10 protein-coding genes are annotated in these 14,945 nt (G+C 62.2%); 2 read left to right on the top strand and 8 right to left on the bottom strand.

Going from position 1 to position 14,945, the window contains the following annotated elements; translation table 11 throughout:
• Both glmS and J1G35_RS09575 read left to right on the top strand, forming a co-directional pair.
• Window positions 1–1,833, top strand: a complete 1,833-nt coding sequence (glmS, locus tag J1G35_RS09580; protein WP_223014786.1) for a glutamine--fructose-6-phosphate transaminase (isomerizing) — start codon at window positions 1–3, stop codon at window positions 1,831–1,833.
• 60 nt (window positions 1,834–1,893) lie between these two features.
• Complete coding sequence (locus tag J1G35_RS09575) at window positions 1,894–2,271, top strand: hypothetical protein (RefSeq protein WP_223014785.1); 378 nt, start codon at window positions 1,894–1,896, stop codon at window positions 2,269–2,271.
• Here the strand turns inward: J1G35_RS09575 and pbpC are convergent.
• The 8 genes from pbpC to J1G35_RS09535 all read right to left on the bottom strand — a co-directional run bounded on the left by pbpC (window position 2,268) and on the right by J1G35_RS09535 (window position 14,945).
• Window positions 2,268–4,565, bottom strand: a complete 2,298-nt coding sequence (pbpC, locus tag J1G35_RS09570) for a penicillin-binding protein 1C (protein ID WP_223014784.1) — start codon at window positions 4,563–4,565, stop codon at window positions 2,268–2,270. The genes J1G35_RS09575 and pbpC overlap by 4 nt on opposite strands.
• On the bottom strand, window positions 4,546–10,350 hold the full coding sequence (locus tag J1G35_RS09565; RefSeq protein ID WP_223014783.1) for an alpha-2-macroglobulin: 5,805 nt from the start codon (window positions 10,348–10,350) through the stop codon (window positions 4,546–4,548). The genes pbpC and J1G35_RS09565 overlap by 20 nt, the downstream gene beginning before the upstream one ends.
• Before the next feature lie 94 nt (window positions 10,351–10,444).
• On the bottom strand, window positions 10,445–11,032 hold the full coding sequence (locus tag J1G35_RS09560; RefSeq protein ID WP_053127469.1) for a mobile mystery protein B: 588 nt from the start codon (window positions 11,030–11,032) through the stop codon (window positions 10,445–10,447).
• Window positions 11,023–11,487, bottom strand: coding sequence for a helix-turn-helix domain-containing protein (locus J1G35_RS09555; protein WP_027608185.1), 465 nt, complete (start codon window positions 11,485–11,487; stop codon window positions 11,023–11,025). The genes J1G35_RS09560 and J1G35_RS09555 overlap by 10 nt, the downstream gene beginning before the upstream one ends.
• A 162-nt stretch (window positions 11,488–11,649) precedes the next feature.
• Window positions 11,650–12,582, bottom strand: coding sequence for a phosphatidate cytidylyltransferase (locus J1G35_RS09550; protein ID WP_223014782.1), 933 nt, complete (start codon window positions 12,580–12,582; stop codon window positions 11,650–11,652).
• A 1-nt stretch (window position 12,583) separates the two neighbouring features.
• Window positions 12,584–13,204: a lysophospholipid acyltransferase family protein gene (locus J1G35_RS09545; protein WP_223014781.1), complete on the bottom strand. Its 621-nt coding sequence runs from the start codon at window positions 13,202–13,204 to the stop codon at window positions 12,584–12,586.
• A 9-nt stretch (window positions 13,205–13,213) separates the two neighbouring features.
• Window positions 13,214–13,657: a hypothetical protein gene (locus J1G35_RS09540; protein ID WP_053127477.1), complete on the bottom strand. Its 444-nt coding sequence runs from the start codon at window positions 13,655–13,657 to the stop codon at window positions 13,214–13,216.
• On the bottom strand, window positions 13,647–14,945 hold the full coding sequence (locus J1G35_RS09535) for a phosphatase PAP2/dual specificity phosphatase family protein (protein ID WP_223014780.1): 1,299 nt from the start codon (window positions 14,943–14,945) through the stop codon (window positions 13,647–13,649). Before J1G35_RS09535 ends, J1G35_RS09540 begins: the two co-directional genes overlap by 11 nt.

The following is a 14,945-nucleotide window of genomic DNA, read 5'->3' as shown; positions in this document are numbered from 1 at the left end:
ATGTGTGGAATTGTTGGCGCAGTCGCCGAACGTAACGTAACGGCCATCCTGCTTGAAGGCCTCAAGCGCCTGGAATACCGCGGCTACGACAGCGCGGGCGTGGCCGTCTTCACCAACGCGGGCAAGCTTGAGCGCATGCGCCGCCCAGGCAAGGTCAGCGAGTTGGAGCAGGCGTTGGCCGGAGAGCCGCTGGTAGGTCGCCTGGGCATTGCCCACACCCGCTGGGCTACCCACGGCGCGCCGTGCGAACGCAACGCCCACCCGCACTTTTCCGGCGACCTGGCCGTGGTGCACAACGGCATCATCGAAAACCACGAAGTGCTGCGTGAACAACTGAAAGGCATGGGCTACGTCTTCACGTCGGACACCGACACCGAAGTCATCGCCCACCTGCTCAACCACAAGCTCAAGGACCACAGCGACCTGACCACCGCCCTCAAGGCCACGGTCAAGGAACTGCACGGCGCCTACGGTCTGGCCGTGGTCAGCTCCAGCCAACCGGACCGCGTGGTTGCCGCCCGCAGTGGCAGCCCGCTGGTGATCGGCCTGGGCCTGGGAGAGAACTTCCTCGCCTCCGACCAACTGGCCCTGCGCCAGGTGACAGACCGCTTCATGTACCTGGAAGAAGGCGATATTGCCGACATCCGTCGTGAAAGCGTGGCGATCTGGGACGTGAACGGCAATTCCGTCGAGCGCGAAGCGGTGCAATACCGCGATGGTGCCGAAGCTGCCGACAAGGGCGAGTTCCGCCACTTCATGCTCAAGGAAATCCACGAACAGCCATCCGTGGTGCAACGCACCCTGGAAGGCCGCCTTGGCGACAAGCAAGTGTTGGTCAATGCCTTCGGCCCGCAAGCCGCCGAGCTGTTCGCCAAAGTGCGCAATGTGCAGATTGTCGCCTGTGGCACCAGCTACCACGCCGGCATGGTTGCCCGTTACTGGCTGGAAGAACTGGCCGGCATCCCGTGCCAGGTCGAAGTCGCCAGCGAGTTCCGCTACCGCAAGGTGGTGGTGCAGCCCGACACGCTGTTCGTGACCATTTCCCAGTCCGGCGAAACCGCCGACACCCTGGCCGCGCTGCGCAACGCCAAGGAACTGGGCTTCCTCGCCAGCCTGGCGATCTGCAACGTCAGCATCAGCTCCCTGGTACGTGAGTCCGACCTGACCCTGCTGACCCAGGCCGGTCGCGAAATCGGCGTGGCCTCCACCAAAGCGTTCACCACCCAGTTGGTCGGTCTGTTGCTGCTGACCCTGTCCCTGGGCCAGGTTCGCGGCACCTTGGCTGCCGGCGTCGAAGCCACCCTGGTGGAAGAACTGCGCCGCCTGCCGACCCGCCTGGGCGAAGCCTTGGCCATGGACAGCACCGTGGAAAAAGTCGCCGAGCTGTTCGCCGACAAGAATCACACCCTGTTCCTCGGCCGTGGCGCGCAGTACCCGGTGGCGATGGAAGGCTCGCTGAAGCTCAAGGAAATTTCGTACATCCACGCCGAAGCCTACCCGGCCGGTGAGCTCAAACACGGCCCGTTGGCCCTGGTGGACGACGACATGCCGGTGGTCACCGTCGCGCCGAACAACGAACTGCTGGAGAAGCTCAAGTCCAACCTGCAGGAAGTCCGCGCCCGTGGCGGCCAACTGATCGTGTTCGCCGACGAAAAAGCCGGCATGACCAACGGCGAAGGCACCCACGTCATCAACATGCCGCACATCCACGACACCCTGTCGCCGATCCTCTACACCATCCCGCTGCAACTGCTGTCGTACTACGTCGCCGTGCTCAAAGGCACCGACGTTGACCAGCCGCGTAACCTGGCGAAGTCGGTGACGGTGGAGTAACCCGCTCTACCCTGGAGGTCCACCCGGACCTCCAGATCCCCGCGAAAGGACGCGCCTTCAATGAACACTCCCTCGCAACTCCACGAGCGTTTGCACAACCGCCGATTCACCGTCGCCAATAACACCCACGGGCTGTCCGGCGCGGGTACGGTGTTTCATTATCTGGTCGAAGGCGATGCGATTTCCGGCACCTACCAAGGCGGCCGTATCCGCCTGGGTACGCAGGTCGGCCGCGTCACAGGCCCAGACGCTATCGAGCTGCTGTATCAGTGCCTGACGCTGGAAGGTGAGCAGCTGGCCGGCTGGTCGCGGGGCATCATCGGTATCGATGCTGCCGGGCGTACCACGTTGAGTTTCGTGTGGGGCTGGTTGTCGGGGGCGACGGGAGGTGGGCAGTCGAACTACGTGGAGCTTGCAGAGTGTGATGGCCACTCCTAAGGCACAAACTCCACCCTCAACCCCCGACTCGCACTACGCCCCTGATCATCACTGACCCGCAACCGATACTCTCCCGACTTGCCCGGCCGCCAGTTCAATGTGGCTTGCGGCGGGCCCTGGCCGATCAAGGTTTGATCAGCAAACCAGTACAGCGTCGCCGCATCGCTGGCCGCATTTGCGTTCAGTGGGATGCTTTCCTGGGGTTGGGACAGGCGCAACTGATAACTCACTTGAGTCAGCGGCGAGCGGATCTGCGGGGCTTCGCTCTGGTCGCTGATGCGGTTGGGCTGGCAGTTTTTCATCACGTTGGGTGGCGTGCGGCGGGGCAGGCCGGCGGCGCGGTACAGGCGTTGTATGTCGCTGGGCCAGAATTCGAAGACTTCCTCGCGGGTGTATTGCGCCTCGAACGGCGGGCACGCGGCCTTGCCGGTGCGGGTGTCGATCAGTACCGGGCGGTGCAGGTTGGACACGCGAATCGGTGAAACACCGGGGATGTACCAGGTCTTGCGGGTTTGCGGGCACCAGCGGTTGGGCAATTCGCCCGAGGCGGCGCAGACGTCGATGCGCACCAGGCCGGCAGGTGGTTTGTCAGCCTTGATCACGACGTTGGGCAAGGCCAGGGGCAGGGCGTCGGCGATGCGGAAGAACAGCGGTGCAGCGGTCTTGGCACCGATAAACGCCGGGTTGGGTCGACCATCGAAGTTGCCCACCCACACCACCAGCACATAGGGACCGACCAGGCCCGCGCTCCACGCATCATGGAACCCCCAGGACGTGCCGGTTTTCCAGGCGGTGCGCCAGTGCCGCGCGGGCAGGCCATCCGGTCGCGGGTTGCGGCGCAGCATGTCGCGCACCATGAAGGCGGCCTGCGGGGTGAGGAGTTGCGGGCCGGTGGCTTGGGGCTGCTCCTGTAAATAGCGCAACGGCCGCAGATGGCCGTCGCCCGCCAGCATCACATACAGTCGCGCCAGCTCTTCCGGCGTCATCTCACCGCCACCGAGGGCCAGGGCCAGGCCGTAATGGCTTTCACCGCGCAGGCCCTTGATCCCGGCGCGTTGCAGCAAGCCATACAACGACGGCGACTTCACTTGGCTGGCCAGCCACACCGCCGGGATATTCCGGCTACGGATCAACGCATCCCGTGCGATCAGAGGCCCGACAAAACTGCCGTCGAAATTTTCCGGCTGGAAGTAGCCGAAGTTACTGGGCAAATCCTTGAGGATACTCATGGGGTGGATCACCCCTTGATCCAGCGCCAGCCCGTAGAGAAACGGCTTGAGGGTCGACCCTGGCGAACGGCGTGACAATACGCCGTTGACCTGGCCGTGGATGCCTGTGGATAAGTAATCCGCCGAGCCCACCAGCGCCTTGACGCTCTGGTCGCGGCTGTCGATCAGGATGGCCGTGGCATTTTCCACACCGGTGCTGCGCCGCTCGGCGATAAAGCCGCTGATCAGGCGTTCGAGCAATTGCTGCAGGGGCAGGTTGAGGGTGCTGTTGAGTTCGTTGCCTGGCTGGGAGGCCAATAGCTGCTCGCTCAGATGCGGCGCCAGAAACGGTATCTGCTGGCGGTTGCGGGCTTCCAGGGGCAGGTCGAGCAAACTGTCGTTACGCGGGTCTTGTGGATAAGTTTCACGCCAGTCATGCATCAAGCGCAGTCGCGCGTTTTGCAGTGACGGCCCAAAGCGTGCGCGCCGCCCCGGCTGCTGGGGAATCACCGCCAGCGCCAAGGCTTCGGACAACGACAACTGCGCCGCGGCCTTGCCAAAGTAGATGCGACTGGCCGCTTCGGCGCCTTCGATATTGCCGCCCATGGGCGCCAGGTTCAGGTACGCCTCAAGAATGTCGTGCTTGCTGTAGCGCGCCTCTAGCCACAGGGCCAAGGCCATCTGCCGCAATTTGCCGGGTACCTGGCGGGTGTTGAGATCCCACAGGCGCCGCGCCAGTTGCATGCTCAAGGTCGAGCCGCCCTGACGCTGGCCGCCGCTGTAGGTGGCCAGGGCCGCGCGCAGCAACGCCGGGGGGTTGATCCCCGGGTGCCAGTAGAAATTGCGGTCTTCCTTGAGCAGCAAGGCCTCGACCAGTGACGGCGAGATGCGCTCCAGCGGCAGCCATAAACGGTATTGGCCGTCATCCGCCAGGGTCATGCGCAGCAGCGAACCGTCATCGGCCAGTACCACTCGTGACGACGTCACAGCCTGTTCCAGCGGGGCATGGGGCCACAGCCGTAGCCCCGCCAGCACCAGCGCCGCTGCCAGCAGCGGCGCCAGGCGTTTAAGGCTTGGTAATTTCAAGCTGGCCTACTTTGCCGCGCCCTTGCAGGGTGGTTTCGTACATGCCTTCGGCGTAGGCCGGTGGCGTATTGAACGTGCCGGCGTTGGTGGCGCGCACGCGATAGACGAAGGTGCCTACGTCGCGCAGTGCCGTGCCGTACAACACCACCCGATCATCACGCACATCCACGTAGTCCGGCTGCCAGTTGCTCAGCTCGGTTTCGCCGATCGGCGCTTGCCAGGCATCGGCTTCCTGATCGCTTTCTTCTACGTAATCGGCCTCTTCGCCTTCACTTTCCTCGGTACTGGCGGTTTCCGGCTCCGGTGGCAAGTTATACACAGGCTCGACGCCACCGGGCAGCAGGTCGACCACGGCCACTTGCTGCACTTGGTCACGGTCGGTGGCACGCAGGCGCAAGCGCACCAGGAACTCATCGCCGACCGCCACTGTGCTCACCGGCTCGCCTTTGAGGTCGAGGTATTCGTGGATGATCTCCAGCCCGTTGTTGATCGGCTTGAGCTTGGCACCCTTATCGAAACCGGCTTCGCTGAGCATGTAGAACGCCGCCGGGCCGTCGGATTTTTCCATCAGCAGTTTTTGCGTGGCGCCCGGCACCGCTGCGCGGGGTGGCTGGCCGGCCATTTCCAGCAATTGTTGCTGCTTGTCGCCCAGCCAGGCGGTGGCCTTGAGGGTCATATCGCTTTGCGCGCGCTGGCCGTAGTTGTCCAAGGCCCGCAGTAACAGCGCCGCCGACAGCGAGTTGTAGCGCTGTTCGTTGAGGCGCTTGCCGAGTTTATCCAGCAGGGCGGTAGGAACATCGTCCAGCAACTCGGGGAAATGGCGAGCGAGCAGATGCAGGTGCTCGGCATCGTGGACCAGCGGGTCGTAATACAGGCCGTCGCTGTCCCACTTATCCACAAGCGAACGCCAAGGGACCTTGCGGAACAAGGTGTCGGCCTGGCGATCCTGCTTGAGCAGTTTGTAGCTGGCCGCCAGGTAGGCGGCGCCCAGGTCGTTCTGCCAGCTGTCCTTGAAGTAGCTTTCGTAGCGTTCGCGGATATCGCTCAAGGCGCCGCTCACCAGAATCCCCTGACGACTCAACAGGTAACTGGCGTAGGCGCGGTTGCGCAATTCCGACAGGCCTTCGCTCGGGCCGTTGGCCAAGTCCGTCAGATAGCTATTGGCGCGCACCAGCAGGTCTTCCGGCACCGGTAGCCCGCGTTCCTTGGCTTCGATCAGGAAATCGGTGGCATATAGGCTGGCGTAGGGCGCCACATCCGGGTTGGCGGCCCACAAACCGAAACCACCGGCCTGGTTCTGGCGCTGACGCAACATGCGCACCGCGCTGCTGAAGGCCTGTTCTGCCTCGGGTGCGGTACCGCCCCAGATCAACGCCGGCATGGCCTTGGACACCAGTTGCTCGGTGCAGGCATAGCCGTAGTCATCCAGGTAATGCTTGAGGCCGTTGGCCCACACCAGCGGCGAGGCCGCCACACCCAGTTGCACGTCGCGCAACTGGCTGAACAGTTCACGGGTGGGCTTGAGCTCTTTGCTGGCGCTGTCGAAGCGGCCCAGGCTGAGGGCCACGCGATGCTCGCTCAGAGGGCGAATCGAAGTGGTTTCCGCCACCTGGATCCGCTTGCCATCCGGCAGCACTGCGACAAAGCGCAAATCCGCCGAACCGAGGGTTTCGCCGACTTTGATCTTGAACTCGGCGGTGCCCTCCTTGCGCGGTTGCAGGGACAAGGTGCTGGCTTTGTCGCCCTGCACCACCAGGCCGTCGCTGGTCTGCACTTCAAACTTCACGTCCGCCGCAGCCTCGAGGTTACTGAATACCCCGGCGCTGACGTTGAACACATCACCCGGCGCCACGAAGGCTGGTACGTTCGGCGTGATGACGATCGCGCCACGGACCTCGGTATTGGCCTCGCTGACACCCACGCTGTCGGCATCCACTGCCACCGCAAACAGGTGCAGCTTGCCGTTGAAGCTGTCCGGCACCTGGTAATGCAGCACGGTTTCACCGGCGGGCAAGTCCACCAGCCCGGACCACCAGGCCACTGGCGGCTGATGTTTACGCTTGAACGGGTTGAGGTGGTTGGCCAGGGCGCCTTCCGTATCGCCACCGGGCGCCGCCCCACTGAGCAGGCGGCTGAATTCCGGCAGGATCAGGTCAAGGATCTGACTGGTGCCGACTTCCAGCGCACGCTTCTGGAAGAAGAAACCCAGCGGGTCGGGCGTCTGGTAGCGCGCTACCTGCAAGATGCCTTCGTCCACCGCATACACCACCGCGCGGCCGGGGCGGTCGGCGTTGACCTTGATGTCGAGGGTCTGTCCCGGCTCTATTTTCGCAGGGCCCTCGACCTTCAACGCCATGCGTCGCGCATCCAGGTTGATGCTGAACGGCACCACCCCGTAGGACAGCGGGCTCATATAGACCTCGGACGAGCCGATGTCGCGCACAAACTGCACGTTGACGTAGGCATTGCCCTCAAGCCCCGCAGGCACGCGGATATGTTGCACGCTGTTGGTACTGTCGGCCTTGAACCACTGCTGGGTGTAGACCTTGTCCCGCTCGATGGTGATCAGGCCCGCACCGGTGTAAGGCGCGCGGATGCTGATCGCGATCTCATCGCCGGTGGCGTAGCTGCGTTTATCCAGGCGCAGTTGCAGCTCGGCGTTGCGTTCCAGGGAGCGCGAGGTATTCCCGCGTCCGGCCACGCTGTAGTCGATCTGGTTGAGCAAGTTGCCGTTGGCGTCCTTCACTTGCAGGGTGAAATCGCCAGGGGTGGCGGTGTTCAGGGCCTGCTTGGCGCCGTCCTTGGTCATCACCAGCGGTGAGGCCGGCTGGCTGATGTTCTTGATGCGCGACTCGTACTTGTAGGTGCCGTTGGACTGTTTCACCAGTACCGACACGTAGCGATGCTCGACCACTTCGCTGGTCAGGCCATCCACCGCCAGCGGAGTGAGGTCTGGCGCGACGGCCAGCCATTGCACCTGGCGCGGGGCGTCCTTGGCGATGTACGACAGCGAGTCCTGACTTTTCACACCCACAAGGTAGGGTGCGGACGACACCAGCAACGCACTTTGCGCCGCCACGTTACGACCCCCTTCGGCCTCGAACACCTGGGTCATCACTTGTAAGCGATAGGTGCTGTTGGCGAAGCGTTGCAGGTTGAGGTCGAGTACGGCCTGGCCGTTGTCGTCGACGGTGGTTTCGGCCAGGTCTTCGGTGCTGGCCTCTTCCAGGGAATCGTTGAGGCGGAAACGGTAGTCGGGGTAACGCTCAAATGCCGCGAGCGTCGGGCTCAGGGACATTTTTGCGGTGACGCGACGGCCGGCCGCCGGCGCGCCGAACAGGTGCATCGCGGTGACCTTGGCCACCACCTGGTCCGGTGGAATCCAGCCTTGCACCGGGGTGTCATGCAAGCTCAGGCTGACCTTCATGCGGTCCGGCTCGAAATCACGAACCTTGAAGCTGACACTGCCCAGGTCGGTGCGGGTCTGTTTCTGGCCAATCAACTGCAAGGTCGCGGTGTAATCCCCGGCGGGGGCGACTTCGCTGCTGGGGAAATCAAAGGTTTCAAAACCGCTGGCAGACAGTTTCAGCGGCTGGCGAATCACTTCAAGGCCACGTGGGTCGGTGATCTGCAACTCCACGGGCAGGCCTTGCAGGGCACCTTTCCAGTTGCCGCTGCGCACGATCATGCCCAGGTGCGCGGTTTCGCCAGGGCGGTAAAGGCCACGGTCGGTGAACAGGTAGGCACTGAGGCGATCAATCGCGCCGTCTTCTTCCAAACCGCCTACGTCGAAGCGCGACAAATCCAGCTGCTGCGACTGACGGGCGATCGGCAGGAACGATTGGTCATTGCCGCGAGTGACCACATACATCAGCGGCGTTTTCTCACGGCGCAGTTCATCCAGCTTGGCGAAATGCACGTGGCCTTCGCTGTCGGTGTGGCCGCTGCTCACGGGCAGACCGTTGCGGCCAATGATGTCGACCTGGGCGTCGGACACCGGCGAACCGTTGCCGATGGACTGCACATACACGTCATGACTGCCATCGCTGGAGCGCTTGGCGATGATGCCGAGGTCGGTGACCACGATAAAGCGCAGGTCAGAGGTGGTGCTGCGCGAATAGTCGAACGTGCGCTCGGCCGGCTCATCCTGAGGGCTGAGCTTGAGCACGAAAATGCCGCGACGGCCGCCGTTGGCGGTGAGGTAGTGGCTCAGATCGACGTTGTCATAGACGGTTTTCGCCGGGTCCGAGGACGACAGCGCAATATCCAGGGACTGGCGTTCAACCATGCGGTCGAAGTACTCGTTGCCGAAATTGGGCCGGGCAAAGCTGCCGCTGCTCTGGTCCACCAGGTGCTGCAATTGGTTGGGCAGCAAGCGCGCGATTTCCACATGGGCGCCAGGTACACCACGGGCCATGAAACCCAGGCGTTTTTCGCCATTGAGGCTGAGCAACGCGCCGTCGGACAGGAACTGCAAGGTGCGCGGATAAGCCGGCATGCTGATCAGAGAGGCCGTCGGGTTTTTCGCCAGGTAGCCACCGATGGCTTCCAGGTTGGCGGGCACGCGCACATACAGGGCACGGCCGGCCGGGGCCTTGAACTTGAAGGCGTGCAGGGTGTTCAGCGGTTCGACGCTGGGCACGTGGGTCAGCGTGACCTTGGTGCTACGGGCCAGCAGGGCGTCGTCTATGTCGTTGCTGTTATAGGGACGGGTGTCGTCCTGGGCTTTTTCCGGCAGCAGCCAGGCCTGGACCTTACCGGCAATGGTGTCATCGGCTACGGCGCTGGAACTGCTGAACATCAGCACCGGCTCAGGCTCACCGCGCTCGTTATCCACAAAGCTCACTTCGGCGCCGGTAAAGGTCAGGCGATAGCGGCCGGGCACGGTGACTTCCGCCACCAGCGGCGCGGTGCTGGCGTTGCCGCCGTCGCGGGCTTTGACGCCCTCATCCAACTTGGCGCTGACCGGCGTGCTTTCCAGCGGCGTGGCCAGGGCGGCGGAGCGTACGTAAGCGTTGAGCTTAGTCTCGTCGAAGCTGATTTCCGGACGGTTGGGCAACTGCGCGTCGCGGTAGGCCAGGCCTTTGCCGAGGGTTACGGAGACGCGCTTGCGCAGGCTGTCTTCATCGACCGGATGGGAAAAATGGAAGGTCGCCACCAGTTGTTTCAGCGTTGGGTTGGACGGGTCTTGATACAACTCGTTTTGTGCCAGGGTGGCGCGGAACGGCTGGGTGGAGAACTGGCTGCTGTACTGGCTGAGCAGCATGCCATCGGCCAGCAAACCTTTCCTGGCCAGATCAAGGGTATAACCCGCTTCGATGGGCCAGTCTTTCTCCGGCACGAACAGCAGAGTGCGGTCGTCGGACCAACGCCAGGTACCGGCCACGCCAGGTTTGAGGGTGATGCCTTCGGTGACCGGCTTGCCAATGGCGGCCAGCGGGGCCACCGATTCGGCAAAACGCACTTGCAAGTTATCCACAACCGGCGGTTGCTGGGTGTAGTCAGTCAGATTGGGTTTGTGCAGCGAATAGCCCACGGTGTGGGGCTGCGGCAGGTTGGAGTACCAGTGCCAGCCATAGAAGCCAGCGGCCGCCAGCAGCACCAGGCCCAACACGCCGGCACCGGCCTGGCGCGGATAAGCGCGGGCCTTGTTACCCAGGTTCGCCAGGCCACGGCCGATGGCACGCAGCCACAGCGGCGGATGCCATTGGCCAAAAACGGCCCCCACCACAGTCAGAAACACACCGACAACACGACGGCTGATGGCTTTGAGCGAATCGAACATGGTGAGCATCCCTGGCTAAGTGCGGCGTATCTTACACGCGTCTTTGATACAAAAGATGACACCGATACGCCGCACGGCGGGGATGTTTACCGAGTCAGCTGCGCACGAATGCCAACAGCAGCGCGTAATCATTGGCGTCGGCAGCGCGAAGCGCCTGGATGTAGCGTTGGCGAACTTCGTTCACGATCACCAGGTTACCGCGCCCCCAGGAGAAGGGAGCAAGACCACATTGCCTCAGCAGGCAATCGGTCATGAGGCGAGCATGTCTACCGTTGCCATTGGGGAAAGCGTGTAGCCACACAAGTCGATGATGAAAGCGCACGGCAATCTCTTCTGGCAGGAATACGTTGTGCTCCAGCCAGTAAGCCACGTTGTCGAGCAATTGACGCAAGTTGACGGCAATCTGTGTCCAGTCACAGCCAATGTTTTTATCTGATTTTCGGAAAGTACCGGCCCACTTCCAAGTGTCGTCGAACATTTTCACGTGGAGTTCGCGGCAGAAATGATCATTCAGCACATCCAGCTTTTTTTGCCGAGCTACCCAACGCGAGGCTTTGAGGATGTTTTGCGCCTCCCATTCATCCAATTCGCCTTGGGTGGCGATGTGTCTCGGTTTCAGCCCAGCGACTTCGTCCGGATCGAGCGGGGTTTGACCTGGTTTAAGTTCCAGTTCTATTGCCATAGGCGTGTCCATGGACCGTCGAGCAATTCTTTTCGACGTTCATCAATCTGACGTTCGATGAAGGCATCAGAAGGACGTTGATCTTCGAGGCTCATGGAATGAGCGACGCCTAGGATTTCTTGCTTGGCCATGAGTTCGGCGCGGTCTTGGATGACTTCATGCAGGGGCTTTTTGGGGACCAGGCCGTACACGAGTTCACAGTCCAGTGCTGCCGCGAGCTTTCTTAGCTGTGCAAGCGAAATGCGATCCTCAGCTTCGGAGCGCTCAGACTTGGTCAAGGTCACTGAAGACACGCCCGCCATTTCGGCCTGGGCTCTTAATGAGCGACCCAACGATTCTCTGATAGACCGCAACCATCCGCCTGGCGGAACGGGTGCGCCTTTAACGGTGTTAAAGGGTTCAATAGCGCGTTCTACTTGAGAAAGGCGCAGCTTGTAGAGGTTGGAAGTACCCATGGTGAAAGACCTTTGTAAGCCTATAGGCTATCAATATTGAAATAAATGTTAGCCTATAGGCATACAGTAAGCGCAAAAAATAAGCCTATAAGCTAACAAAATACAGGATTCTGTTTGCCTATAGGCTTACAAAGTAATTCAATTTGTTAGCTTTCAAGAAGTTCAGGTCCACCAGTAGCGCACGAGGTGGAAGAAAATCGGCGCCGCAAAACACACCGAATCCAGGCGATCCAGCATCCCGCCGTGCCCTTCGATCATATGCCCCCAATCCTTCACCCCCCGGTCGCGCTTGATTGCCGACATGACGATGCCGCCGGCGAAGCCGAGCAGGTTGATCAGCAAGGCGATCAGGAACGACTGCCACGGGTTGAACGGCGTGGTCCACCACAGCGCCGCACCGATCAGGGATGACAACAGAATCCCGCCGACAAAGCCTTCCACAGTCTTCGATGGCGACAGGTTGGGCGCAATCTTGCGTTTGCCGAACAGCTTGCCGCACACGTACTGCAGCACGTCCGAGAGTTGCACCACGATCACCAGGTAGGCGATCAGCAGCAGGTTGCGGCCTTCGTAGCCGGGGATGTCGAGGGTCAGCAGGGCGGGCACGAAGGACACGCAGAACACTGCGATCATCAGTCCCCATTGCACTTTGGAGGCGCGTTCGAGGAAGTGCGTGGTGTCGCCGCCGAGGGAGGCCAGGATCGGCAGCAGCAGGAACACGTACACCGGGATAAAGATCGAGAACAACCCGTACCAGTCCGAGTAGATCAGCAGGTATTGCAGCGGCAATGCCAGGTAGAACGCGGCCACCAGGGCCGGGTAGTCGCTGCGCCGGGTGGGCGTGAGGGTGAGGAATTCGCGCAGGGCGTAGAACGACACTGCGTAGAACAGCAGGATCACCGCGCCAGTACCGAGCCAGAAGGCGATGCCGATGACCACCACCATCACCCACCAGGCGTTGATGCGCGCGTTGAGGTTGTCGATCACCGCATTGGGGGTGCCACGGGTGCGCAGTTTGAGGATCAGGCCGATCAGCGAGGCGAGCACCAGGATCGCGCCGATGCCGCCGAATAACATCAGGGTTTGGCTATCCATCTCAGGAGTGCTCCGGGGCGAGGGCGAGCAGGGCGTCGCGGGTTCGGGCAAGGAACGCGGCTTTGTCTTCGCCTTCTTCCAATTGCAAGGGGGCGCCGAAGCTGGTGGTGCACAGCAAAGGCAGCGGAAGCACGCGGCCCTTGGGCATGACCCGGTTGAGGTTGGCGATCCACACCGGGATCAATTCAGCCTGTGGGTAACTTTTGGCCAGATGGTAGATGCCGCTTTTGAACGGCAGCAAGCCGTCCTCCAGGTTGCGCGTGCCCTCGGGAAAGATGATCAGCGAGTCGCCGCTTTCCAGCGCGGCGAGCATGGGCTGCAAGGGGTTATCCACAGGGTCTTTGCGCTCGCGGTCGATCAGCACGCCATTGAACACGCGGTTGATGATGTAGCGGCGCAGGGCGCTTTTATTCCAGTAATCACTGCCGGCCACCGGGCGCGTGAATTTGCGCAGGTTCTGCGGCAGCGAGGCCCACAGCAGTACGAAGTCGCCGTGGCTGCTGTGGTTGGCGAAATAGATACGTTGCACCGGCACTGGCGCGCAACCCAGCCACAGGCTGCGGGCGCCGGTGACGGTGCGGGCCATGGAGGTAATGAGCGTGGCGACCACGGGTTCGAACATGGGAATTCCTTATCCGGCGAAAGGCAGCCAGGGACTGGCGAGGATCACGGCGAGGGTCAGCAGCGCTTGCGCGCCCAGCAGCCAGGCTTGTTTGCGCAGCAATTTGAGGGCGCCGCGACGGCGCTCGGTCCAGGGCCGGCCGGCACGCTTGGCCGATTGCAGGCCAAGGGCTTGCAGGGCTTGGTCGAGGTCCGCAGTGCGCTCGGTATCGCGGGCCAGCAGGGCGAACAGGTCGGCGTCGAAGGCCACGCGCAGCGCCCAGTACTTTTGCAGCAGCCCGAGGATAATCATCCACAGGCTGAGCAGCAGGCAGAGGGTTGAAACACTCGCCATCAGTAATTGGGCCAAGCCAAATAGCACACCGGCCACGGTCAGGCCTGTGGATAACTGATCCAGTGAACGGCCACGGCGCAGCAGGCTGGCGACCACCTGGAGTTCCATATCAGCGGGCATGGGGTAAACCCTCCAACGCTTGACGATGAGCAGGATGCAGGACCACATGGGCCCGCGCTGTACGAATAATAGCCAGCGCTTGGTCCACCGTGGCGGCGCGCCGACTGTGCAGCAGCCAGGCGGCGACGGCGGTGGCGCTACGTGAGTAGCCGAGGGCGCAGCACACCAGCACCGGGCCGCTTGAACGCAGGCGCTCGATGGCCTCAGCGGCTTGCTGGCATTCGGCGGGTGTCGGGGCGATCAGGTCCAGCACGGGGATGCTTTGATACGCGCGGCCCTGTGGATTGATCGGCAATTCGGCACAGAGGTCGACGATGGCGCTGAATGAATCCTGCTCGTTCGCACTGGGAATCCGCCCCAGCCACACGTTATCCACAATCAGGTCCGGCTGTGGGTGTTTGCGTGTCCACAGGCGCGAATTTATCCACGCCCCGGCCAGGTAGGGGGCATACAGCCAACGCGCTGCGGGTGTGAGCCGGCCATCGCTGCGTTTCTGAAAGCCCGACGCGCCGAGCACCAGGTAATTCGCCTTGATCAAGCCCAGGGACACGGCCGGCCAGAGCAGCCATAACCAGGCGCCGCCCAGGGAAAACGCGAGCATCACCAGTGCCAACGCCCCAAGCCCATAGCGCAGGCCCAAGCGCCAGCGCTTCGAATCCCGGGTCAGCCGTGCATTCAGCCAGGGGATTGGATGTTCCACCGGCCACAGCCACACGCAGATCCAGCCGGCGAGGGCGCCTGTGGGTAAGTCGATAAAGTGATGTTGATAAGTGGTCAGCACCGAAATACCGATCAAGGCGAACCAGCCATGCACCAGCCAGCGCCACATTCCTTGGGTGTGGCGCTGATACATGACCCACAGGATCACCAGCAGCGCGATATGCAGCGAGGGCGCCTGGTTGAACGGTTTGTCGAAACCCGCCAGCACGGCAAACAGCCAGCCGAACACGCCATCCAGTTCCGGCCGCTCGAAGGTGAAGCGCAGCGGCCAGATCAGGAAGCAACTCACGGCGATGACCTGCGCGCTGAGCAGGCGCAACGCGTGTTGCTTCAGCTCATGGCGGCTGTTGGGCAGCAGCAGGGAGAAACCGTAGAGCAGGTCGATGGACCAATAGGGCACGATGGTCCAGGCCCAGAACGGCATATGGGTTTCCCAGCCGAACACCAGGGTGCCGACGTCGCTGCGCTGGCTGGTGACCCACGTGGCGAAGCCGTAAGTGCTGAAAAACAGCGGCGCCAACAACAGCAGCCACAAGACCGCTGGTTTCAATAAACCGGGTTCGCGCAT

It is taken from the genome of Pseudomonas sp. SH10-3B, from assembly GCF_019891415.1.
Lineage (GTDB): Bacteria > Pseudomonadota > Gammaproteobacteria > Pseudomonadales > Pseudomonadaceae > Aquipseudomonas.
The sequence above is the reverse complement of the archived record's forward strand: the minus strand, read 5'-3'. Positions and strand labels throughout refer to the sequence as shown.